The organism is Candidatus Legionella polyplacis (assembly GCF_037013735.1).
Taxonomy (GTDB): Bacteria; Pseudomonadota; Gammaproteobacteria; order Legionellales; family Legionellaceae; genus Legionella_E; species Legionella_E polyplacis_A.
The window spans coordinates 319316-345169 of the sequence record NZ_CP135136.1 but is presented as its reverse complement, the minus strand read 5'-3'; the positions used below and the strand labels follow the sequence as shown (position 1 = coordinate 345169).

Below are 25854 nucleotides of genomic sequence, written 5' to 3'. Positions count from 1 at the left end.
TATACATAGTACATTATTTCTATGTATAAAATATTTATTGTTTAAAAAAAATCAAAAAAATAATACAAATTTTAAATATATTTTATATTAAAACTATAAATTAATAGCATCTTCAATAATTTTTTTTTGTTCAACAATATGACGTTGAAAATTTCCTACAGCAGTTGAAGCCAAACAATCCCTTCCAATATATACAAAATGTTTATCTCTGATTCTTAAATATTCTTCAAGGTTTATTTTAATATAACTCCAAGCTCCCTGATTTTTAGGCTCTTCTTGGCACCAAACTACTGTATTTACCGAAGAAAATTTATCTATTTCATCTAAAATCTCTTTTTTAGGAAAAGGATAAAGTTGTTCCAACCTAATTAAATGAATATTAATTATACTCCTTTCTTTTATCCTATTAAAAATCTCATAATAAATTTTACCACAACATAATATAATTTTATTAATTTTTTTTTCTTCAATTCTATTTATTTTAGAATAAATTGCGTAAAATTTCCCAAAAACAAAATCATCTATAGATGAAACTGATAATTTATTTCTCAGTAAACTTTTAGGCATCATAACTATTAAAGGTTTTTGTATAGGACCTATAACTTGTCTACGTAATATATGAAAAACTTGAGCAGGCTCCGTTGGTACACAAACTTGTATATTATCCTGTGCTGATAATTGTAAAAATCTCTCTATTCTAGCTGAAGAATGTTCAGGTCCTTGTCCCTCATAACCATGAGGCAAAAATAAAACTAATCCAGAAGAAATTCCCCATTTACTTTCCCCAGAAACAAGAAATTGATCAATAACAACCTGAGCAACATTTGCAAAATCTCCAAATTGTGCCTCCCAAATAACCAAACAACGAGTATTAAAAATAGAATAACCATATTCAAAAGCTAATACAGATTCCTCCGAAAGTGGAGAATTAATTATTGTAAAATTTCTTCCGTAATTACTTGCCATAACATGTAATGGTCCATAAGAATTATTAGTTTCCATATCATAATATATTGCATGCCTATGACAAAATGTTCCACGAATACTATCCTGTCCTGATATTCTAATATCATAACCATCATGCAATAAACTAGCATAAGTAAGCATTTCTGAATATCCCCAATTTATCGGAATATTTCCAATAGACATTTTTTGTCGTTCTATTAAAATTCTTTTAACAACAGGATGAAAAATAAAATTATCTGGAACAGAATTTATATCTTTAGAAATTTTTATAAAAATTTTTTTAGATATTCCTGTATTAATAGTATTAACATCATGTATATCATGAAATGATAATAAAGAATCTCTATTAAGATTACTCTTTTTAAAAATTTCATTTCGTAAATTATCTATTAAAATCTTATCTTTTTCTAATAAAGAAAAATACTTTTTAACAAAATAAATTACTTTCTCCTTATTTATAATTTTTTCTTTCATAAGTTTTTTAATATATAGATCTAAAACTGTAGGAATTCTTTCAATTTTTTTATACATATTTGGTTGAGTAATAAATGGATCGTCAATTTCATTATGTCCATGACGCCTATAACAAATTATATCAACAATAACATCCCTTTTAAAACGCTTTCTAAATTCAAAAGCAATCTTAATAACGAACAATACAGATTCAGGATTATTCCCATTAACATGAAAAACTGGTATCTCTAACATTTTTGCTATATCTGTACAATAAAAAGTAGATCTTAAATCACATATATTACTAGTTGTAAAACCAATTTGGTTATTTAATACAATATGTATTGTTCCACCAGTCGTATAATTATCAATACGTGATAAATTAAACGTTTCCATAACAACACCCTGCCCAGAAAATGCAGCATCTCCATGAATAATTATAGGAAGAACAGTATTTTTCTTTTTCAAATCATTATTTTTATTTAATAGAGCACGTGAAATTCCTTGAATCACAGGATTCACAATTTCTAAATGTGATGGATTAAAAGATAAATAAACATGAACAATATTTCCATTAAGACTAAACAAATTAGAAGAACATCCCAAATGATATTTAACATCCCCAGTATAATATCTACTAAATTGAATTCCTTTATCATATTCACCAAACAAATCACTAACTTTTTTCCCCATAATATTAGATAATATATTTAAACGACCTCTATGTGCCATACCGATAACAATATTTTTAACTTTATTTTCCCCTGACATATTAATTATTTCTCGAACAACCGGAATTAATACATCGCCTCCTTCTAAAGAAAATCTTTTTTGACCAACATACCTAACACTTAAAAACTTTTCAAATTCATTAGAAGCTATCAAACTTTTTAATATAAAATATTTTTTTTCTATAGAAAAATTTTGCTTATTTTTAACTGATTCCAAATATTGCTGAATCCAATCGACTATTAATTCATCCTGGATATGCAAATATTCAACACCAATATTTTTACAATAAACTTCTTTTAAATCACTTAAAGTCTTATTTAAATCCATCTGAAATGTATTAATACAATCATGAAAAGACTGATTTATATCAAAATTATTAAACTTATATGTATTTATATCTAATTTTTGTTTTATAAAATTATTTTTATTTATTTTTTCTGAAAAAAATAATGGATTCAATGAAGCTAAATAATGTCCAAAACTTCTATAAGAATTTATTAAATCTTTTATTTTACTATTTTTAATAAATTGTTTGATTCTTTCATCACTACTAAAATTTACAGTTTCAATATAATTTTCTTTCTTATTTATAACCGTTTTCTTCATTAATATTCTATTATCTAATTCTTTAATCTTATTAAAAACATCTTTCCAAATATCAAAATTTAATAATGAACTATTTACAAAATCTTCATATAAATTACAAATATAAAACATATTATCTATAGACAAATCAAAAATTAAATTGATCTTAGTTAAATTTTTATTAATATCTTTCATTTCTTCATTTACAAAATACTTTTATTTAAATTTTTATAAATCAAAAAAACATCTTTAATAATTTTAAACGAATTTTTGAAATAATCTCTGTTATATTAATATTTTTTGGACATACAGTGGTACAATTCATAATAGATCTACAACGAAACACACTAAATGGATCTCGTAATTTATAAAGTCTATCCAATTTTTCTGTATCACGACTATCAACTATAAATCTATATGCTTGAACAAGAGCAGCTGGACCAATAAACTTATCAGGATTCCACCAATAAGATGGGCAAGAACTAGAACAACAAGCACACAAAATACATTCATATGAACCATTCAATTTTTTTCTATCATCTTGAGATTGTCGATATTCAGAATGAAACATTTTTTTCTGCTTATTCAATAAATAAGGTCTAATACGTTCATATTGTTTATAAAAAATACTTAAATCCACTACTAAATCACGTATTACAGGAAACCCTGGCAACGGTCTTAATATTAACTTTTTACTTTTTATAGAAAATACTTTTGTAACACAACTTAATACATTTTTTCCATTAATATTTATAGCATCAGAACCACATACCCCTTCTCTGCATGAACGTCTAAAAGCGAGTGTAGAATCTTGTTCTAATTTTATCTTTTCTAAAACAGAAAGCAACATGATATCCTTATCGTAAGGGACATTAACTATATAATTTTTCATATGCGGTTTATTATCTTTATCAGGATAATAACGATAAATTGATAAATATATTTTTTTAAAATTACTCAAAATTTTTCCTTCTTATTCAGTTAAAATACTAACTAATAAATACGTTCCTTTGGATTAAAAGATTTAATAAATTTTGTATCAACATTAACAGAACGAAAAGAAACAGTTTCATTCTTTTTAAAAAACAAAGTATGTTTCATCCAATTAATATCATCTCGTTTAGGAAAATCTTCTCGAAAATGAGCACCTCTACTTTCTGTTCTAATTAATGCTGATTTTGCAGTAGCAAATGCGACTTCCATTAAATTATCTAATTCTAATACAAAAATTCTTTCAGTATTAAAAATTTTACTTTTATCAAATAAAATAGAATTATCTAAACGCTCTTTCAATAATTTTAATTTATTTATACCCAATTGCATCAATTTCCCAGTTCTAAAAACTCCAAAATTATCTTGCATAATTCTTTTCATTTCCTTATATATTAGATAAGGATTTTCTCCATTTTTATCTTTTTTATTTTCCCATTTTAAATATCGAGATAAAGAACAAATAATATCATCATTACTGATGAATTTATTAAGACTAGGAATCGTTTTCAATCTCCACATATTTTCTATATGTAATCCAACAGCTTTTCCAAAAACTATTAAATCTAATAAAGAATTACCTCCCAATCTGTTCGCACCATGAACAGAAACACATGCGCATTCTCCAACAGCATAAAGACCCTCTACGATATTATCCATGTTATCTTTTTGAGTTAAAACTTGTCCATAAATATTAGTAGGTATACCACCCATACTATAATGACATGTTGGTACTACTGGTATTGCATCATAAACTGGATCTATCGAAGCAAATTTCATAGACAATTCACGAATACCAGGTAATCTAGACTGAATCAAATCCAACCCTAAATGATCTATTTTTAATTTTACATAACCAATACCTTCACTATTACTATTATCTATAAAGCCTCTTCCACAATCTATTTCCTTTGCTATAGACCTAGATACAACATCTCTAGATGCCAAATCTTTAACCATTGGAGCATAATTTTCCATAAAACGCTCACCATATTTATTAATTAAATATCCACCTTCACCTCGACACCCTTCAGTAATTAAAACACCTGAACCTAAAATTCCAGTAGGATGAAACTGCCACATTTCCATATCTTGCAATGGAAAACCTGCCCGTAACACCATTCCTAATCCATCACCAGTATTAATATAAGCATTTGTAGTAAATTGATAAATATGACCAGCACCTCCAGTTGCAATGACACAAACACGAGATTGTATAAAATAAATCTCTCCTGTTTCAATACAAATAGCAGTTACTCCTACTATACAATCTGACATATCTTTTACTAAATCAATAACATACCATTCACTAAAAATACAAGTTTTTTCTTTTAAATTTTGTTGATACAAAACATGCAATAAAGCATGCCCAGTTCTATCCTCTGCAGCACAAGTACGTGTAGCCTGTTCATATCCAAAATTTTTAGTTTGCCCCCCAAATGGACGTTGATAAATCTTTCCATCTTTTGTTCTTGAAAATGGTAAACCCATATGTTCTAACTCATACACAGCATCAGGTGCGTTTCTACATAAATATTCGATACAATTTTGATCTCCAATATAATCTGAACCTTTAACAGTGTCATACATATGCCATTCCCAAGAATCATTATCTACATTTCCTAATGCAGCAGTAATTCCTCCTTGAGCTGAAACAGTATGAGAACGAGTGGGAAAAACCTTTGAAAATAAAGCAACTTTAATCTTAGATTTAGATAATTGCAACGCAGTTCGCATTCCAGCGCCACCAGCTCCAATAATTATAACATCAAATTTTTTATAAGCATTAACCAACATTTTTAAATTACCTAAAAATAACTATAACTCCATATATAAATTGAATCATTAAATAAATATATACTACTATATATAGTAATAAACGATAAAATATTTTTTTTACATAATCAGTTATTATTGTCCATAAACCAATCCAAACATGTAAATTTAAAAAAAATAATGTAAGTACACTTGATACTTTAAATACATTAGAATTAAATAATTTAACCCAATTATCATAAGTCAATCTATGACAAAAAAGCCAATATATCGAAAACCATAAAAAATAAAAGAGTAAATACATTGAAGTAACACGTTGTATAATCCAATCTTTTATTCCACTGCCAGTTAAACTACCCATATATCTTTGTTTTATCATATTAATGACACCCCAACAACACATAATAATAAACATTCAATAATAATCATAAAATAAATAGTTACTTTCCCAATTCCAATTGTATTAACGAAAACAAAATCCATCAACAAATGACGTATTCCAAATAATAAATGATGAATAAAAAACATACTAAAAATCCAAACTAATATTTTAAAATATGTATAAAAAAATAATATCTGTGTAACATAAAGAAAAAAGACTTTGTCTTTAGCCAATAAATGAAAATAATAAAATATAAATGGAAAAAATAAAAATAAAATAAATCCAGAAATTCTATGTAAAATAGAAACAATCATCATTAAATTAAAATCAGTAAAATTCAAATATAAATTTACAGGTCTATTTTTTTTAGTAATTTTAAAATTTCTCGAGTTATTGACCATATTTTATATATTCCTATAAATTTTAAAAATAACGATTCATATCCTACTTTGATATTAAATTTTATTTTTTTAAATATATTTTCCCAAGTATTCTAGGAATTATTAATTTAATATATCATCCATTATTAAAATAATAAATTTTTATATTTCAATTATAAAATTAAAAAAAATATATTTTATATGTTGTTATATAAAAACAATAAATTAAAAAACTAATTATATTATTTTTTTATTAACACAGCTTAAAATTAATTATTATTTTTTGAAATAAATTCTTTTATATATTTTACTAAACATAAAATTAAAGAATATTAAACTATACCCCATAAGGTACAGTTAGTTCCCCACATAAATTACTAACCATCATTTTTTTTATAACTTTAATTGATAAATTTTTATTTAACAAATAAAGTAATTTACAATAAGCTGCTTCTAATGTTAAATCCCATCCATTAATTAATCCTAATTTTTTTAACCAATATCCAGTTAAATACTGATTCATATTAACACATCCTTGAATACATTGACTACAATTAACAATTAGTATTCCATTTTTACAAGCTCTCTTTAAAATTTTCAAAAATTGAAAATTATTATTTTGAGCATTTCCAGAACCATATGTTTCTAATATTAATCCATGTAATGGATATTGCAATAATCTTCCTAAAATATCAATAGATATTCCAGGAAACAAACGAAAACTAATAATTAGCTTAGCATTTAATTTCTGTAATTTAAATCTTTTTTTTGGCTGAGGAAGTAATAATTCTTTATAAAATTTCACAGACATCCCAACAAATGCCAAACAAGAAAAATTAGGAGATCTAAAAGCATTAAGACAATAAGTGCTCATCTTTTTAGTTCTATTGCCTCTTAATAAATAACGATTAAAATAAATACAAACTTCATAAATAAATTGAATAGAACTAAAAAAAAGAGAAGTAATAATATTATTTATTGCATCACTTTTAAATTCTAATAAAGGAATTTGTGATCCAGTAATTATCACAGGTTTCCCTAAATTTTCTAACATAAAAGATAGGATTGAAGCAGTATATGACATAGTATCTGTTCCATGTAAAATAACAAATCCATCATAATATTGATACTCATTTTTAATATCAGTACCAATTTTATTCCAAGACTCAATAGAAATATTAGAAGAATCTAATAAAGGATCATATTCTTTAATTACATAATCAGGCATATTATTATTTTTTAAACAAGGAATTTTTTCCAAAGCTGATTTTACATAACCTGTTATTGGAGTATATCCATTACTTGTTTTAATGCTACTGATTGTACCTCCTGTATTTATAATAAGAGTGCGTTTTCTCATAAAATCTGAAAAATAATAATAAAATTTGTTATTATTTTTAATAATATTTCTTTAAAGCAGAAGTACTAACAATAAAATTTTTTATATTAAATCTTTTGCAAAAAATTAATAAACATTATTTTACAATGAAAATAGAAAAAATTTTTATTTTTTTTAAAAACCATTATTTATGGATAAAAAAACAAAAAATTTTTTAATTACAAATTACCAATATTTAAATAGTATAAAACTCTAGTAATAAATCATTAATTTATATCTTAACAACATAAACTTTAATATTGATTAAAAATCAAAATTTATATTAATAATAAATTTAAAACAATACCGATCATATTTATATGAAATTAATATAACAATGTTATATATCAATTATTTCAATAAAATAAATTATTTTAAATCTAAAACTATACTTTATAATATAATTTTTTATTTAAGTAATTTATATTTTTATAATTAATTATTTCAATTAAAAATTAATTATTTAATATCTTAAAAGATTATCTAACAATTATAGATATAAAAAGTAAACATATGAAAATTTATATAAAATTCTTAAAAAAAATTTTAAAATACGGAATAAAAAAAAATAACAGAACTAACATACCAACTATTTCTATATTTGGCTATCAAATGCATTTTGAATTAACAAATGGATTTCCATTAATTACTACAAAAAAAATTCATATACGTAGTTTTATTTATGAACTGTTATGGTTTTTACGAGGAGAAACCAATGTTAAATATCTAAAAAAAAATGGAGTAAATATATGGAATGCATGGGCCGATTCCAAAGGAAATCTAGGACCTATATATGGTCATCAATGGAGATCATGGAAGACAACAAAAGGAAATAGTATAGATCAAATAAAAAATATAATAAAAGAAATTAAAAAAAATCCAAATTCTAGAAGATTACTAGTTAATTCATGGAATGTTGAAGATATACATAAAATGTCTATAGCACCCTGTCATGTTTTATTCCAATTTTTTATTTATAACAACACTATTTCTTGCCAAATTTATCAACGTTCTGCTGATGCATTTTTAGGAGTACCATTCAATATAGCTTCATATTCACTTTTAACTCACATGATCGCTCAACAATGTAATCTTAATGTAAAAAAACTTGTTTGGACAGGTGGAGATTGTCATATCTATACTAACCATATAGATCAAGTAAATTTGCAAATATCACGAAAACCATTTCCTTTACCTATTTTAAAAATAAAAAGAAAACCTAAATCTATTTTTTCTTATAAATATTCTGATTTTGAATTCATGAATTACAAATCTCATTTAAAAATAACAGCACCTATAGCTATATAAAAAAATATTTTTTGGTATTTATATTTTGTAAATAATTAAAAATATGTCTTAAAACAAATCAAGACAAAAATAAGCTATTTTTTTTATTATTTATTTCAAATCCAATTAAAGGAATATCTAAATTTTTATTTAAAGCTAAAACTTTAAATAATTCTCCCATTTCATGAGGTTGTAATAAACTTTTAGCAATTTGTGTAATAAAGAAATTATTATTCATATTTTCTTTTAATAAATCTAAAAATCCACTAGAAATTAAAAAAGAAGATTGATTTGTATATCCTGATACCTTGAAACCTGTTAATTTTGCAGATTCAGCAACTTGTGTGAAATTAACATGAGAAGTTATATCTTGTCTACCTAAATGTATTAAAGGATTAGTATGAGATCTATGACGATAATGACACATTATGGTTCCCATATATCGATCAGGATGATAATACTCATGCAAAGGAAATCCATAATCAATAATTAATACTACTCCTCGATAGAGAATTTTATAACATTTTTTTATCCAAAAATCAATTAATAAATTAACTTCTGAATAATAATCATATAAATTTTTAGGAAAAAATTTTTTTAAATATTGAATTAAAGTATAATTTCTACAAGATTTAAATACTTCTTTTAATTGATGATCTGAATCATATTTAATATAACTTTCTAATATTTTATCTTTAGTTTTGAAAAATCTATGTACTGGAAAAGCATCTAAAAATTCATTGGCAATAATTAGTCCATTAATTTTCTTTCTTGGCCATTTTTTAAACCATTTAATACGATTAAATAAATGAGGAATTTTTTTTTTATTAAAAAAAATTGATGATTACGTAATGTTTCACTAATTTCTAATATATAATAAAATTTTGGTAATGAACCATACTTTTCTAAATAAAGTAAAATATCTATACACAACTTTCCACTACCAGCACCACATTCTATAATAATTGGATCAACCAACTGACATAATATTTGGTTGCTTTGAATTGCAATAACAGATCCATATAAAGAAGTTAATTCTGGAGAAGTAATAAAATCTTTTTTAATTCCAAATTTTTTAAAATTCGAATTATTATAATATCCTATCAATGGAGAATACAAAATTATTCTCATAAAATTTAAAAAAGAAATACTTTTATTTTTTTTAAAATAATTCTTATATAATATTGAATATATATTTTTACTTAACATAAACAAAAAATTTTAAAAATTAAAAACTAATTTAAAAAATATAATTATATTATAAATAAACATACTCTCTCTAATTTAATTTTTTTTAATTGAAACTTCAATTAAAAAAAATATTTTTATTATCAAGAATTTTTCATTAAATCTATAGGAATTTCAAATCCTGTAGTTAATTTATTCATTTTTTCCTTAGATATTTTTTCTATCTTTCTTTTAGCATCATTTATTGCTGCAGCTACTAAATCCTCTAACATACTAATGTTATCAATCAAAGTAGGATCAATCTTTACCCATCCATTTCTCACTTCATGATTACCATCCATTTTTATTATTACTAATCCCCCCCCTGATTTTCCTTCTACTATTACATTGGATAACTGTTGTTGAGTATCTTGCACTTTTTCCTGAATTTTTTTTGCTTCTTCTATTAATTTACTAAAGTTTTGATTAATATTCATCTAAAACTCCTAAATTTTTTAAAATTTAATTACTAAATAATTTTTAATATTTAACAATATTATTTCTAAATCAAATCATTTTCAATTAAAACTAAATAAATATTTTTTCTAGAAAATATATTAAATTACAAATATTTTTCTAAAAAACTGTACAAATTTAATTATTTTAAAAAAATTATTAAAAAATCAATTATTTTTAATAAACTTTTGTTGAATATTTAACATACGAAATATAATCATTTCAAATCCTATACTAGGAATAGGAGCAAAGTCTATATCTTTATAATGTTTTAAACAAATGCGATATAACAACTGAACATATTGCGATGGAATTTTATTGGCTATTAATTGTATTGATTTATTAAAAGATAAATGAAAATTTTGAATACATTTCCATTTCGGAAAAAACTGTAAAATTGTTATTTTATGTAAATAAATTAATATTTTTTCTAAAATATAAGAATAACAACTGTTATTTTTAACAGCATCTTCCATAATCAAAATTAAAGATTTAATTTCATTATTGGCTAAACATTCTAAAATTTTCAATGCATAGTTTTTTTTACCAATTTTAATAAAATATTTGATATTATCCAAACTTAAATAATTATTTTTACAAATATTAATACTTTTATCTAATAAATTCAAAGCATCTCTCATACTTCCTTTAGATAATTTAGCTAAAAAGCATAATGCTTTTTCTTCATAAAAAAATTTTTCATTTTCCATTACAAATTTTAAATGTTCTTTAATCAGTTCTATAGAAAAAGGCTGAAGCTCAAAATGTAAACATCTAGATAAAACTGTACATGGTATTTTTTGTAAATTTGTAGTAGCTAATAAAAATTTTACATGAGAAGGAGGTTCTTCTAATATTTTTAATAAAGCATTAAAGCTATGCTGGGATAACATATGTACTTCATCAATTAAATAGATTCTAAATCTTCCTTGACAAGGTAAGCAATAAACATTATCCAAAATATCTTTTATATCTTCAACTTTTGTTTTAGAAGCACCATCTATTTCAATAAGATCTATAAAACATCCATTATCAATATTTTTACAAATATCACATTTCTGACACGGATCAATTGTAATTCCTTTTACACAATTTAAAGATTTTGAAAAAATTCTAGCTATACTTGTTTTTCCAATTCCTCTTTCACCACTAAAAATATAAGAATGATGTATTCTATTATTTAATATAGAATTACATAAAATATGTACTGTAGATTCTTGACCTTTTAGTTCTGAAAAACTACGAGGTCTCCATTTTATAGCTAATGTAATATAATTCATGTATAAAAAATATTGTATTAAAATAATAATAATTAATAATTTTTTTACTTTCGGTAATTTTATAAAATATATTCTATTCGTACACCCGAATTAATTACTACCGATGCTTCCTTCCAGACCTGTCGGAATTTATAATATCACTCGCCGTAGATTTATTTATATTTATAAAATTACCGTTTTTCATTAATTGAAAAATGTAAAAAAAATATTAAATATCAATGTTTTTTACTTCCAAAGCGTTATCAATAATAAACTTTTTTCTTGGTTCTACTTGATCTCCCATTAATGTTGAAAATATTTTATCAGCTATAAATGCATCTTTTATTGTTACTTTTAACATTCTTCTTATATCAGGATTCATTGTAGTATCCCATAATTGTTCTGGATTCATTTCTCCTAAACCTTTATATCTTTGTATAACTTGACCACATTTTTCTTCAGTTATCAACCAATGCAATACTTGATCAAAAGATATTATTTTTAATACTTTATTATTTTTTATTATTTTAAATCCATTTTTTACATATTTTTTAATTTCTTCTCCTAAATTCATTATCTTAATATAATCTTTGGATAAAAAGAAGCTCTTGTTAATAATAAAAGATTTACTTAATCCATATTTAATCACAGTTATAGAAGGAAGATAAGAAAATATTTCTTCTTTGTATATTAAAGATACATCATAATAAATGTTTTTGTTAAAATACAAATTTTGTAGACTATCACATAATTTTTTACACCAAACATTAATTAATTTTTGAGAACTAAAATCTTTTTCTTTTAAAAAAGGTAAATAAAAAAGTCTATTTAAAACATCTAAATCATATTCATTAGAATAATTGGCAATAACTTTTTTTATAGATTGATATTTTAATAGCAAATTTTTGAAATCTAAAATAGAAATCTTTTCATGATCATTAGAAGAACAAATTTTAATATTCTGTAAAGAATTTTCAATAAAATATTTTAAAAGAGATTCTTCATCTTTTATATATTTTTCTTTTTTCCCTTTTTTAACTCTAAACAATGGTGGTTGTGCTATATATATAAAACCTTTTTTTATTAAATCAGGAATGTATCGATAAAAAAAAGTTAATAATAAAGTTCTTATATGTGCTCCATCTATATCAGCATCTGTCATAATAATAATTCTGTTATAGCGAATTTTATTTAAACAAAATTCATTTTTTCCTATATTACAACCAATGGCTGTTATTAAAGTTATTATTTCTTGTGAAGATATCATCTTGTCAAAATGAGCTTTTTCTATATTAAGAATTTTACCTTTTAAAGGTAATACAGCTTGAAATTTTCTATCTCTTGCTTGTTTAGCAGAACCACCAGCTGAATCTCCCTCTACTATATATAATTCACACTTTTCAGGATCCTTTTCTTGACAATCAGAAAGTTTTCCTGGAAGCCCAATAGTATCCATTAACATACTTTTTTTACGTGTAATTTCTCTTGCTTTTTTAGCTGCTTCTCTAGATTTAGCAGCTTCAATGATTTTATTAATAACTATTTTAGATGAAGAAGGATTTTCTAGTAAAAAATTATAAACTTCTTCAGAAACTACAGATTCTATTATAGATTTTACTTCAGAAGATATTAATTTATCTTTGGTTTGAGAGGAAAATTTCGGATCTGGTATTTTTATAGATAAAACTGCTGATAATCCTTCTCTTATATCATTACCAATTAATGGTATCTTTAATTTTTTAATATACCCTTCTTTTTCAATATAAGAATTTAGTGTTCTGGTTAATCCAGACTTAAATCCCATTAAATGAGTTCCGCCATCTTTTTGAGGAATGTTGTTAGTAAAACAAAGTATGTTTTCTTGAAAAGATTCATTCCATTGCATAGCTAATTCTACTTGAATATTGGATTTTTTTTTATAAATATATAAAATACTAGGTATAATAGGTTTTTTATTGAAATTTAGATATTTAACAAATTCAGATATACCTCCTTTATAAGAAAAATTATCACTTCTATGTGTTCTCTCATCGATTAGTTGAATACATACTTCTGAATTCAGAAAAGATAATTCTTTTAATCGTTTAAATAAAATCTCATAACGGAAGTTAATGTTTGAAAAGATATTTTTACTAGGTTTAAACCAAATCTTTGTTCCAGTTTTACAGGATGTTCCAATAATTTTTATAGAATTATTTGGAATTCCATTTCTATAGGACTGTTTATAAATATTTCCGTTACGGTAAATAAACAATTGCAATTTCTCAGAAAGTGCATTGACAACAGATACACCTACTCCATGTAAACCACCGGAAATTTTATACGAATTATCATCAAATTTTCCGCCAGCATGTAATGTTGTCATAATAATTTCTGCAGCTGACTTTCCTTCTTCTTCATGAATATCTACAGGTATTCCTCTTCCATCATCTTCTACAGTAACAGATTCGTTATTATGTATTGTTACATAAATTTTTTTAGAGAATCCTGCTAAAACTTCGTCTATGGAATTATCTACAATCTCAAATACCATATGATGAAGTCCTGATCCATCATCTGTATCACCTATATACATTCCTGGTCTTTTTTTTACAGCATCAAGTCCTTTTAATATTTTAATATTTTTAGAATCATAACTCATCATTTTAAGATTAAATTCGTTTTTTTTAAAAGATTCTTATTTTAAATTTTATATAATAAACTAATTAAATAAAAAATTCATTATTACATGATAACAGAATTTAATAAGAATATAGAAAATAATATTCCTATATTTTCATAGGCATTACTATGTATTTATAGTTATTATTATTATTTATTTGTATTAAAATACTACTATCTGAAGATTGCATTGATAATTTAACTAATCCTTTTGGTAATATGTTTAAAATTTCTAATAAATAATCTACATTTACACCTATTTTGATTTCTTTTCCTTTTGTATCCGCGTTTAATAATTCTATAGCATTTTCTTGTTCTTTATTAGTACTTGTTAAAATTAATACAGAGGGTTTTATATGCAATAAAATAGCTTTTGATTTTTCATTAGTTAGTATTGAAATTCTTTTTAATGCTCGTTTAAATTTATCTCGATCTATAAGAATAATCTTATCTTGATGTGTAGGAATGATTTTTTGATATGAAGGAAATTTTGCTTTTATTAGTTTTAATTCGATACTATATAATTTTGTGGAAAATTGCAAATAATTTTCATTCCCAGAGATAATAAGATCTGTATTTTCTGTATTAGACAATAGTTTAAGTATTTCTTGTACACCTTTTTTAGGCAATAAAAATTGGGAACTAAAATTAATTTTTTCATAAAAGAATTTCTTTATAGCCATTCTGTAACCATCAGTAGAAACTGATGTTATTTGTCCTTTTGTAAAATCTAATAATAATCCATTTAAGTATATTCTTGAATCACTTTTTGGTATGATAAAATAAGTAAATTGAAATAAATTAACAATATCATAAGATTTTATCATTATTTTAATAGTTGGATTTTTAAATTCACTAATTGGATAGTTTTTATAAGATAAAGTATTGAGTAAGAATTTACTATTATTGGTTTTAATTAATGCAGAATTTTTAATTGCAATAATTGATGGAATATCGTTTAAATCCAATAATTTTAATATATGGAACAATTTTTTTCCTGGAATAGTAATTGTTCCAGGAATTTTAATTTGATTTTCCATATTTTTGTTACATACAATATATGTTGTAATTTTAATTTCTAAATTTGTAGCAGATAAGACTATTTTATCTTTTTTAGAATCAATTAAAACATTATCTAATATTGTTAATGTATTATTTTTTTTATCTATGGCTCCTAAAACTATTGATAAAGCATTTAAAAAAGTTTTTTTAGATATTTTTATATAAAAAATTATATTTTTCTTTTTCATTAAATTGTTAATTATATTTTGAAAATATTATTTCAAGTATTTTTTTGTAATCTCTTAAAAGATTATTATTTAATTGTATTAATTTCCTCATTTTTTTGTAAGAATACAATGCTGTTGTATGATTTTTTTTATTAAAAATTGTACTAATATTATTGAAACTTAGATTTGTTAGTTTTCTAATTAATAGTATTGCCATTTGCCTAGATCTTACTAAATGAGCGTATCGTTTTTGAGATAAAAATTCTTTTGTTTGTATATTATAGTATTTCATTACTGCTTTTTTAATACTGTCAGTATCTACAGATTTCTTTCTTATGGTAATAAGATTTCTTAAACTATTTTTAGTTAATTTTATATCTATTTTTTTTTTAGTAAAAATAGAATTTTCAGCAATATTTTTCAGTGCTTCTTCTAATTCTAATACATTAGAATTAATGTGATTTGCTATAAAGTATATTACTTTTTTAGGTAAATTTATATTTAATTGTTTTGCTTTTTCAATCAATATTAAGATACGTGTATTAAAATTTGGTGGTTCAATTTTTACGGTTAAACCGTAATTTAATTTTGATTTTAATTGTTCTGTTAACCCAGTAATTATTTTGGGAGAAAGATTAGAAGTTAAAACTACTTGTTGTTGTTGTTCTAATAAAGTGTTAAAAGTGTGAAAGAATTCATTTTGAGAATATTTTTTGTTTGCAAAAAATTGAATATCTTCTAAGAATAATCCATTTAAAGATCTATAAAAGTTTTTAAATTCAATAATGCTTTTTTCTTTTATTGATTTAATCATATTAAATACAAAATTTTCTGAATGTAAATATAATATTTTATATTCAGGATTATTTTTTAGTATTTTGTTACCTATGGAATGAATTAAATGAGTTTTACCTAATCCTGTTTTTCCGTAGATTAACAATGGATTATATTTTTTGCCTGGTAACATAGATACTTTCATAGCTATCGATTTTGCTAGAAAATTGGAACTTCCTTCAATAAAGTTAGTAAAAGTAAATTTTTTATTAAAATTATTAAGATAACTAAAGGAATTAAATATTTTTTTTTTATATTTAAATAATTTTTTTTTTTTTATAGAATCGTTAATTTTTTTAGTTCCTATTTTTAAATAGATAACGTTAATTTTGTTATTGCTCAAGTATTTTATTGTTTTTTTTATTTCTGAGAAAAAATTTTCTTTGATTTCATTTTTTACAAATTGATTGGGTACCAATAAATTAATATGATTTTTTTTATCTTCTATTTGTATTGGTTTAATCCATGTGTTAAATTGTTTTGGGTAATTTTTTCTTAAAGAAAGTAGACATTTTTTCCATATTATTAATAGATTTTTTTGGTTTTTATTGTTCAACATTTTTTTAAAGCATATGAATAATTTTTTCAATATAAATTTTTTACTGTAAACATCTAATTTTTTAGGATTTTTGGTATTTATAAAATTTTATTTAATAAAAATTCTAAATTTTAATTTAATGGATTTTATATATTTTTTGTTTATTTTATATCTTAATAAGATTTTATTATTGAATAATATTAGTTAATTAAAATATTTTATTTCTAATAAAATTTTACAAAAAAATTTAAAATTTATTATTTTGCCAAATACTTTTAAAGTATAAATATATTTGTTTTTATTCTTTTTTCATATTTTTGTATGAATAAATATTTTTCTTATTTTTTAATAAAAATTAAGCAATTTTTTATGAAATTAGATGTTTAATTCTAAGTTTCTTTTATTTTATTACATATTTTTGGTTTTTTATTACTTTTATTTAGAGTCAATTATCTTAGTATTTTTAGAAATTGTCAATATTTTCTTTTTTGAAGCAATACATAAATAATAATATATATATATATGTTACATAAAAAAAAGAATATTAATTCTTTCATAGAATAAAGATCTTAATATATTTAAGTAAATTCTTTAATAAAAGATAGAATTATATTTCTTAATATTAGTATATAAAAAATTTTTTTTTACTTTTGTATAGTCTCTACGATTTTTTTAAAATTTTAAAAGTGATAATATTTTTTATATTATGTGTATAACTATGAACAAAAATATATTTTTATATATGTGTATTTATAAATACACATATATAATATTTTATATTTATTGTTGTGAATAATTTTTGATATTGTGAATAAGTTGTGCATAACTTGTATATATTTAATCTTTATTAAAAAAATTTATGTTAAATTTTGTTGACTAATTAATAAAAATTACATATATTGTTTAATACTTTGATTTTTATTTATTTTTGTATATTTTATTGGAAAATATTTATGAAAAGAACTTTTCAGCCTAGTAATTTAAAAAGAAAAAGGTGTCACGGTTTTAGATGTAGAATGTCTACAAAAAATGGTCGATTAGTATTAAGTAGGCGGAGAATGAAAGGGCGAAAAAGGTTGTCGGTTTAATAATAAATTTAATATAAGGTAGTTTATTCTTATAGAGGAATAATTATTATGTATTTTTTTGGTAAGAGTAGAAGAATATTTAAGACCAAAGATTTTGAATTGGTTTTTAGGAATTCAGAAAGAATGGTAGTTTTTTGTTTTATTTTATTGTTTTGGAAGAATTTATTAGGGGATACCAGTAGACTTGGAATAGTTTTATCTAAAAGAATAATAAAAAAGTCTTGTAATAGAAATAATATTAAAAGACTTATAAAAGAAACTTTTAGGTTAATTACTTTTATTAATAATTTAGATATAGTTATTTTAGTAAATGCAAAGATAGTTGGCTTAAGTAATCAGTGTGTCATTTATATATTAAATGATGTTTGGAAAAAAATTCAGAAAATTAATATTTGAAAAAAAAGTGGAAGAAAAGAATCTTTTTTATTGAAAAGAACTATTTCTTTATAGTATAGTAAATTTTTTAAAAAAATTGCATTAAGTAGTAGGAAAATCTAAATTATTAATTAGTTTATTTGTATTTATTAGTGAAATAGATAGGAAATCATTTTTATGGTCAATTTGCGAATCTTATTGTATATGGTTTTTTTTCTAGTTGTATATTTTTTGTGGATGGCATGGGAAAAAGATCGTTTATTTTTTACAAATTCATCATATAATAAAAGCACTTTTATTGGTACGGATCAAAAAAATGAAGATTTTTCTTCTTTTATTCAAGAAAAAAAAATATTTTTTCTAAAAAAATTGAGGTATTCAAGCAAATATAGTTCTGTTTATTTGAATTTTTTGAAAAAATATTCTTTAGTACATATTAAAACTAGTGTATTAAACTTATATATTAGTTTAAAGAATGGAAATATAATATTAGCGGAATTGGTAAAATATCCTGTAAGAATAAATAGTAGAGATTCAGTAAAGATTTTGGATTGTAAAAAAAATAATTTCTTTGCTGCAAATAATTTTTTATATTTATTACGTAATAAAAAGTTAGAAATGTTAAAATTAAATTTTAGTTCAAATAGAGTTGATTATAATTTAGAAAATAAAAAAAATAACATGTTTAATGTAGTTCTGTATTCAAAAATAGATCATTTTTTGGAAGTAAAAAAGATTTTTTCTTTTGTTAAGAACAGTTATTTGATTTCTGTAAGGTATTTGATTAAAAATATTGGTGAATATCCTTTAAAATTATATGTTAATTCCCAGTTGTTAAATATTTTACCTGAAAAAGAGTATTCAAATCTTTTTCATGTAGGATCTTATATTGGAGCTTCTTATTCTAATATTGGACATCATTTTTATAAAAAAATTAGTTTTAAAAGTATGGAAAAAAATAATTTGGTAGAAAAGTTTTTTAATGGATGGATTGCTATGCAACAACATTATTTTTTAAATGCTTGGATATTTCATAGTAAATCATTATCTAAAAATTTAACAAATAGGAGTAGTGATAGTTTTATTTATACTAAGGTAATTAATAGAAGTAATATTCATGTTATTGGAATTATTTCAAAAAATTTAATTGTTATTCCTAAAAGGAATAAGATAATTTCTTTTAAATTATATATAGGACCTAAAATAGCAAGTGTGTTAAAAAATATTTCTCCTGCATTGAATTTAACAATCGATTATGGTTGGTTCTGGTTTTTATCTTCTTTACTATTTAGTTTAATGAAATTAATAAATACTATTACAGGTAATTGGGGATGGTCTATTGTTTTAACAACAATTTTAATAAAATTATTGTTTTATCGTTTATCTATGACAAGTTATAAATCTATGTCTTCTATGAAGAAATTACAACCAAAACTTAAATCTTTACGTGATTTTTATGGTGATGATAAGAATAAAATAAATAAATTAACTATAGATTTGTATCGTCAAGAAAAAATAAATCCTTTTAGTAGTTGTTTACCCATTTTAATACAAGTTCCAGTGTTTATTGCTCTTTATTGGGTTTTATTAGAGAGTATAGAGTTTAGACAAGCTAATTTTATTTTTTGGATAAAGGATTTAAGTGTTGCAGATCCTTATCATATACTATCTATAATTATGGGTTTAACAATGTTATTTCAACAAAAATTGAATTCTTCTTCCCAAGAAGATTTTATGCAAAATATGATGATTATTTTTTTTCCAATTTTGTTTACTGTTTTATTTTGGAATTTTCCATCAGGTTTATTATTGTATTGGAGTGTTAATAACATGATTTCTATAGTTCAACAATGGATTTTTTTAAAAAGATATGGATAAGACTATTTTTATAGTTATTTTAAATTTTAAATTTTGGTAAATACAGTTTTTTTTTAAATGATTTTAGATACTATAGTTTCTGTAATTACTCCAATAGGGAGAGGCGCGGTAGGTATTGTTCGTTTGTCAGGTAGTTCTTCATATTCTATTGCGTTGAAAATTAGCAATGCTGAGTTCTTGATTCCAAGAAAATGCCATTTTTGTTTATTTACTGGTAGAGATAAGAAAATTTTAGATAAAGGATTAATTACTTATTTCAAGGCTCCAAAGTCTTTCACAGGGGAGGATGTGATTGAGTTTCATTTGCATGGTTCTCCAATTATATTAGATATTTTATTAGAGGAATGTATTTATTATGGTGCTAGATTGGCTTTTCCTGGGGAATTTTCTAAAAGAGCTTTTATTAATGGAAAAATTGATTTAACTCAAGCAGAAGCAATTTCTGATATTATTCAATCTACATCTAAAATAAGTTTAAATATGTCTATGCGTTTATTATGTGGTAATTTTGGTAAGATGATTAAATTTCTTAATAAGAAAATTGTTAATCTTCGTATTTCTATTGAGGCATTTATTGATTTTGCTGAAGAAGTGTTTAATTTAAATCAAAAGAAAATATTAAATAAAATAAACGATATTTTGTTTTTGTTTGAAAAAATTAAAAAAAATACTGTACAAGGAAAAAAATATGTTGAAGGTTTAAAAATTGTTATTTTAGGAAATACTAATGTTGGAAAATCCACTTTAATTAATACTTTGTCTAATAAACAAATTTCTATGGTAACTAGTATACCTGGTACTACTAGAGATCTTATTAGAACAGATATTTTTTTAGATAATTTTCTTTTGCATTTAGTAGATACTGCTGGTTTAAGAAAGAAATCAGGAATTATTGAAAAAGAAGGAATTAGATTGGCAAAAAGAGAAGCTTCTTATGCTGACTGTATTTTTTTTGTTATTGATTCTATAGAATCTTTACAAAAAATTAAATCGAATAAAATACTTAATAAATTTTCATTAAAAAATATACCTATTCTTATTATTTTTAATAAAATTGATATTTTAAATATTACACCGAAAAGGTGCTCGAATATTGTTTATATCTCTGCTAAAAAAAAAATGGGAATAGATCTTATTCAAGATTTTATAAGAGAATTATTTTTTAATAATATTCAGCAGTCAATAGATGAAAAAATTTTAATTAAAAAAAGACATAAAAATGCCTTAGATAAGGCATATAGTTTTTTGTTATTTAGTAAGAAGAAGATAATTTCTTGTCAGTTAGATGAATTATTAGCTGAAGATTTAAAATTAGCTCATCAATATTTAGGAGAAATTACTGGGGAATTTTCTTCGAATGATTTATTAGAAGAAATTTTTTCTAATTTTTGTATAGGAAAGTAAAATGTACATTTATTGAAAATAATTTATTATTTTATTTACTTCTTTATACATATTCTTTTATAACGAAATATTTTTTATATAATTTTATGTTATTAATTTTTTATTGTATATTTTGGTAAAATGATTATAAATTCTCCTTTTTTATTATATTGATTTAATAAAATCCAGGATTTTATTTTATCTCCAGTTTCAAATATGAAAGTTTCAAAAGATTTGGTTATTTCTTTGAAAATAGCATATTTATATTGTATTCCATATATTTCGTTTATATTATTTATTGATTCTATGATTTTGTATTTAGTTTCATATATGATAGTTGTTTCTTTTTTATATTTTATATATTCAATTTGTTTTTTTCTGTTATTAGAATTAGAAGATAAAAATCCAGTAAAGAAAAATGTATTACATGGTATTCCAGAAGAACATATTGCTGCAATTAAGGCACATGCTCCAGGAATTGGTATGACAGGAATTTTTTCTTTTCGTGCTTTTTTTACTAAAGGAAATCCTGGATCATTGATTAATGGCGTTCCAGCATTACTGATTAATGCAAATGATTTTCCATTTTTTAATTTATTTATAATATGATCACTAATTTTGTTTTCGTTAAAAATGTGAAATGAAATTAATGGTTTTATTATATTAAATGATTTAAGGAAATAATAAGAATATTTAGTGTTTTCTGATAAGATATAATTAACTTTTTTAAGAATTTTTATAGCTCGTAAACTGATATCATCACGGTTTCCTATTGGTGTTGCAACTATATAGAGCTTTCCGATTTCATTAGGCATTGATATTTAATGTTTTTAACTAATTTAAGTTTTAATATATTATACTATTAAATAATAGAACGTAATTATTTTTTATTTTTACTGAAGAATATTAAGTTTGATGAATAAAAATATTTATATTTTATTTAGTGTTTATATGAATAAATTATTATTTAAATTTAATTTAAAAAAGATAAATTTAGATTTAAAAAATGTTAATTATATGTTTTTATATAATTTTTATATTTTTAAATATTTTAATTTTATTTATAGATAAATATTTTAATTTTGATGAATTAGATTTAGTTTGTTATTATCATCACATATATTTATAAAAATAAAAATTAAAATTTTTATTTTTATAAAATTTAATTTTTTTTTAAATATTGATATATATATTAAATATGGATCGATCAAAAAATTATTATTTAATTTGGTGTGTTATTATATTTCAAATTATTAGTACAATAATATTTTCTATTATTTTTAAATATATTTTTACAGTAAATGAAATGATAACTGTTTTGTTGAGTGGATTAAGTACGATTTTCCCTTTTTTATTTTTTGTGTTTTATTGTTTAAATAATTTCAATAAGTTTACCTTAGAAAAATTTTATTTTGGAGAGGTGTTAAAGATTTTATTTAGTGTTGTTATATTTACTTTAATTTTTTGTTTAGTAAAAATTAATTTTTTAGTTTTTTTTTTATGTATATTGTTAATCTTATGGGTTATTGGATTGTTTTTATACTTTAATAGTATATATATATAAATATATATGTAACAATTTTATAAAGGTATTGGTAATAATGTGTTATTTTAATTCGAAAAGTAAATTTTAGATTAGGGGAATTAGATGGATTTAAATACAAAATATATCAAACATCATTTGAATCATTTGGTATTTAATTTAAATTGTGTAAATTTTGGTTGTAAAAAATTTTGGACTATTAATTTGGATACTATATTTTTTTCAATTTTTTTAGGATTAGTTATAGTAATATTTTTTTATTCTGTAACGCGCAAGTTAGATTTATTTGCCCCTGGAATTTTTCAAAGTTTATCTGAAATTGTTTTAGAGTTGGTTAACAGTCAGATTAGAGATTGTTTTGGTAAAGATAAAAAATATTCTTTTATTGGATCTTTGGCTTTGACAATATTTACATGGATTTTATTAATGAATTTAATGGATGTTGTTCCTTTGGATTTTTTTTCATTTTTTTTGCATTTTATAGGAATTAATTATATCAAAATAGTTCCAACAAATGATTTGAATATGACATTTTCTTTATCATTTTCAGTTTTTATGTTATTTATTTTTTTTAAGATCAAAAAGAAAAATTTTTTTGGTTTTTTAAAGGAAATGTGTTTACATCCTTTTCATAATATTTTTTTAATTCCGTTCAATGTAATATTAAGTTTTTTAGATTTAATTGGAAAACCCATTTCTTTATCTTTACGTTTATTTGGAAATTTATATGCTGGTGAACTTATTTTTATTTTATTTTCTACATTAACTGTAGGAAAAAGTTTAACTTTATTAAGTTCTAAATTAGTTATAGTATTTTTTCAATGTATATTAATGTTTTTATGGTCTATTTTTCATATATTTATAGCAATTTTGCAGGCATTTATTTTTATGGTTTTAACTATAGTATATTTATCTATTGCATATGAAAAATGATAAAATAATTTGTTAAATTTGTGTAATGAAGATATGATATTATATTTTAATAATATTATTAAATATGTTGGAGGATAATTATTTATGCAAACATTGCATTTTGTAGCCCAGATTCAAAGTATGACTATTATTGCTGTTTCTATTTTAATAGGATTTGGTGCTTTAGGTACTGCTATTGGTTTTGGAATATTGGGAGGTAAATTTCTTGAAGGATCTTCTAGGCAACCAGAAATGATTCCAGTTCTTCAGATAAAGATGTTTATTGTAGCTGGACTTATTGATGCTGTAGCTATGATAGGTGTTGGCTTAGCTCTTTATTTTATTTTTGCTAATCCATTTTTAAGTGTTTTGACTGGAATTTATTCCAATGGATAAAAAATAAATATAATGTGAGTATTAATAGTTTATTATTTATTTTTTATAAAATTAACGAAATAATTTTAATGTTTTATAAGAAAGTTCATTAATGTTATATATAGAACAAGAGGAATGAAATTGGATATTAATTTAACTTTTTTTATTCAGATTGTTGTTTTTGCTGTATTTATTTGGTTTATGACGAAGTTTATTTGGCCTCCATTAGAAAAGATTATTGAAGAAAGAAAAAATAAGATAATTAAAGATTTTTCTGAAGCTGAAAGTAATAAGAAAGAGTGGAGTTTAATGAAGGACCAAATTACCTTAGAATTAGAAAAAGCAAAAGAAATGTCTAATATTATTATAAGTAAGGCTAATGAAAGAGCTTTTTATTTAATTGAAAAGGCAAAAAAAGATGCTAGAAACGAAGCAGATCAATATATAAAAGGTATAAAGGAATATTTAGATAAAGAAGTTATAAATGTTAAAAATGAATTAAGAAAAAATTTTGGTTGTTTTGTTATTTTAGCTGTGGAAAAAATTATATCCAGAGAAGTTAATAAAAAAGATCATGAAGATCTGTTAAATTTTTTAATTAAGGAAATTTAAAATGATTACTTTTAATAAAAATTTGAAAAAAATTTATGTAGAAATAATTCTTGCTTATTCTATGAAGAATAGAACTATGGTTGATTGGTTAAATATTTTAAAATTTTTTACAAAAATTGTATTGAATACAGAAATAGTTAGTTTGATTAGAAGATATAATTTAACTGTTAGTCAGCAAAAAAATCTTTTAATGTTAGATATGTTTGATGATTTTAAAGATAGAAATATTTTAGAAAAATTTTTAGATGTTGTAATTAGTAATGGACATTTTTTATTTTTGTCTGAAATTTATCGAGAATTTAGTTTTTTGTATTATGAAATGAAAAACATAACTATGGTTTATGTAATTACTTTTTTGAAATTGTCAATTTCATATCAGAAAAAATTGATTAATATTCTTAATAAGAAATTAGATTCTGAGATTAAATTGGAGATATTAATAGATAAATCAATTTTAGGAGGTGTAATTTTAATTATTGGTGATTTTGTTATTGATAATTCAATAAAAAGAAAATTGGAAAAGTTAAAAGTAAATTTAACTGAATAATAAAAGGT

The 25854-nt window shown here is 22.2% G+C and carries 21 protein-coding genes and 1 pseudogene; 9 read left to right on the top strand and 13 right to left on the bottom strand.

From position 1 onward, the window contains the following. Nucleotides 1-93 precede the first annotated feature (93 nt). The 6 genes from RQL38_RS01710 to ansA form a co-directional block, all read right to left on the bottom strand. Nucleotides 94-2931 carry a 2-oxoglutarate dehydrogenase E1 component gene (locus RQL38_RS01710; protein ID WP_338521310.1) on the bottom strand — a complete coding sequence of 946 codons (2838 nt, stop codon included), beginning with the start codon at nucleotides 2929-2931 and terminating at the stop codon, nucleotides 94-96. 40 nt (nucleotides 2932-2971) lie between these two features. Further along, nucleotides 2972-3697, bottom strand: a complete 726-nt coding sequence (locus RQL38_RS01705; RefSeq protein WP_338521309.1) for a succinate dehydrogenase iron-sulfur subunit — start codon at nucleotides 3695-3697, stop codon at nucleotides 2972-2974. A gap of 32 nt (nucleotides 3698-3729) precedes the next feature. Continuing rightward, nucleotides 3730-5523, bottom strand: a complete 1794-nt coding sequence (sdhA, locus tag RQL38_RS01700) for a succinate dehydrogenase flavoprotein subunit (RefSeq protein WP_338521308.1) — start codon at nucleotides 5521-5523, stop codon at nucleotides 3730-3732. A 7-nt stretch (nucleotides 5524-5530) separates the two neighbouring features. Beyond that, on the bottom strand, nucleotides 5531-5881 hold the full coding sequence (gene sdhD, locus RQL38_RS01695; protein ID WP_338521307.1) for a succinate dehydrogenase, hydrophobic membrane anchor protein: 351 nt from the start codon (nucleotides 5879-5881) through the stop codon (nucleotides 5531-5533). Then, nucleotides 5878-6285: a succinate dehydrogenase, cytochrome b556 subunit gene (gene sdhC, locus RQL38_RS01690; RefSeq protein WP_338521306.1), complete on the bottom strand. Its 408-nt coding sequence runs from the start codon at nucleotides 6283-6285 to the stop codon at nucleotides 5878-5880. The genes sdhD and sdhC overlap by 4 nt, the downstream gene beginning before the upstream one ends. A 316-nt stretch (nucleotides 6286-6601) precedes the next feature. Continuing rightward, nucleotides 6602-7624 (bottom strand): asparaginase, encoded by a 1023-nt coding sequence (gene ansA / locus RQL38_RS01685; RefSeq protein ID WP_338521305.1) that lies wholly within the window; start codon nucleotides 7622-7624, stop codon nucleotides 6602-6604. A gap of 531 nt (nucleotides 7625-8155) precedes the next feature. On the opposite strand from ansA, the gene thyA reads away from it, so the two are divergent. Next, complete coding sequence (gene thyA, locus RQL38_RS01680) at nucleotides 8156-8950, top strand: thymidylate synthase (RefSeq protein WP_338521304.1); 795 nt, start codon at nucleotides 8156-8158, stop codon at nucleotides 8948-8950. A gap of 58 nt (nucleotides 8951-9008) precedes the next feature. Here the strand turns inward: thyA and RQL38_RS01675 are convergent. From RQL38_RS01675 to dnaA, 6 genes and pseudogenes are all read right to left on the bottom strand, one after another. Beyond that, nucleotides 9009-10060, bottom strand: a pseudogene (locus tag RQL38_RS01675) (class I SAM-dependent methyltransferase). Between the two features lie 200 nt (nucleotides 10061-10260). Next, on the bottom strand, nucleotides 10261-10593 hold the full coding sequence (locus RQL38_RS01670) for a YbaB/EbfC family nucleoid-associated protein (RefSeq protein ID WP_338521303.1): 333 nt from the start codon (nucleotides 10591-10593) through the stop codon (nucleotides 10261-10263). 186 nt (nucleotides 10594-10779) lie between these two features. Continuing rightward, a complete protein-coding gene (gene dnaX, locus RQL38_RS01665) occupies nucleotides 10780-11892 on the bottom strand; it encodes a DNA polymerase III subunit gamma/tau (RefSeq protein ID WP_338521302.1) in 1113 nt (370 codons plus the stop codon). Nucleotides 11893-12100: 208 nt separating this feature from the next. Beyond that, the gene (gene gyrB, locus RQL38_RS01655) at nucleotides 12101-14515 is read right to left on the bottom strand and encodes a DNA topoisomerase (ATP-hydrolyzing) subunit B (RefSeq protein ID WP_338521301.1); all 2415 of its coding nucleotides are present in this window, start codon (nucleotides 14513-14515) and stop codon (nucleotides 12101-12103) included. 124 nt (nucleotides 14516-14639) lie between these two features. Next, on the bottom strand, nucleotides 14640-15782 hold the full coding sequence (dnaN, locus tag RQL38_RS01650) for a DNA polymerase III subunit beta (protein ID WP_338521300.1): 1143 nt from the start codon (nucleotides 15780-15782) through the stop codon (nucleotides 14640-14642). Between the two features lie 7 nt (nucleotides 15783-15789). Then, on the bottom strand, nucleotides 15790-17154 hold the full coding sequence (gene dnaA, locus RQL38_RS01645; protein WP_338521299.1) for a chromosomal replication initiator protein DnaA: 1365 nt from the start codon (nucleotides 17152-17154) through the stop codon (nucleotides 15790-15792). 932 nt (nucleotides 17155-18086) lie between these two features. Between dnaA and rpmH the strand changes: the two genes are divergently transcribed. From rpmH to mnmE, 4 genes are all read left to right on the top strand, one after another. Continuing rightward, on the top strand, nucleotides 18087-18221 hold the full coding sequence (gene rpmH / locus RQL38_RS01640) for a 50S ribosomal protein L34 (RefSeq protein WP_338521298.1): 135 nt from the start codon (nucleotides 18087-18089) through the stop codon (nucleotides 18219-18221). A 48-nt stretch (nucleotides 18222-18269) separates the two neighbouring features. Continuing rightward, nucleotides 18270-18617 (top strand): ribonuclease P protein component, encoded by a 348-nt coding sequence (rnpA, locus tag RQL38_RS01635; RefSeq protein ID WP_338521297.1) that lies wholly within the window; start codon nucleotides 18270-18272, stop codon nucleotides 18615-18617. 156 nt (nucleotides 18618-18773) lie between these two features. Then, nucleotides 18774-20474: a membrane protein insertase YidC gene (gene yidC / locus RQL38_RS01630; RefSeq protein WP_338521296.1), complete on the top strand. Its 1701-nt coding sequence runs from the start codon at nucleotides 18774-18776 to the stop codon at nucleotides 20472-20474. Between the two features lie 57 nt (nucleotides 20475-20531). Continuing rightward, nucleotides 20532-21878 (top strand): tRNA uridine-5-carboxymethylaminomethyl(34) synthesis GTPase MnmE, encoded by a 1347-nt coding sequence (gene mnmE / locus RQL38_RS01625; protein WP_338521295.1) that lies wholly within the window; start codon nucleotides 20532-20534, stop codon nucleotides 21876-21878. Between the two features lie 92 nt (nucleotides 21879-21970). On the opposite strand, the gene rsmI is transcribed toward mnmE, so the two are convergent. Beyond that, nucleotides 21971-22672 (bottom strand): 16S rRNA (cytidine(1402)-2'-O)-methyltransferase, encoded by a 702-nt coding sequence (gene rsmI, locus RQL38_RS01620; RefSeq protein WP_338521294.1) that lies wholly within the window; start codon nucleotides 22670-22672, stop codon nucleotides 21971-21973. 833 nt (nucleotides 22673-23505) lie between these two features. Here rsmI and atpB point away from each other — a divergent pair. The 4 genes from atpB (at nucleotide 23506) to atpH (ending at nucleotide 25846) form a co-directional block, all read left to right on the top strand. Next, the gene (gene atpB / locus RQL38_RS01615) at nucleotides 23506-24333 is read left to right on the top strand and encodes a F0F1 ATP synthase subunit A (RefSeq protein ID WP_338521293.1); all 828 of its coding nucleotides are present in this window, start codon (nucleotides 23506-23508) and stop codon (nucleotides 24331-24333) included. 84 nt (nucleotides 24334-24417) lie between these two features. Beyond that, nucleotides 24418-24708, top strand: a complete 291-nt coding sequence (atpE, locus tag RQL38_RS01610; protein WP_338521292.1) for a F0F1 ATP synthase subunit C — start codon at nucleotides 24418-24420, stop codon at nucleotides 24706-24708. Between the two features lie 114 nt (nucleotides 24709-24822). Continuing rightward, nucleotides 24823-25299: a F0F1 ATP synthase subunit B gene (locus tag RQL38_RS01605; RefSeq protein ID WP_338521291.1), complete on the top strand. Its 477-nt coding sequence runs from the start codon at nucleotides 24823-24825 to the stop codon at nucleotides 25297-25299. Between the two features lies 1 nt (nucleotide 25300). Then, a complete protein-coding gene (atpH, locus tag RQL38_RS01600; RefSeq protein WP_338521290.1) occupies nucleotides 25301-25846 on the top strand; it encodes an ATP synthase F1 subunit delta in 546 nt (181 codons plus the stop codon). The last annotated feature ends 8 nt before the right edge of the window (nucleotides 25847-25854 follow it).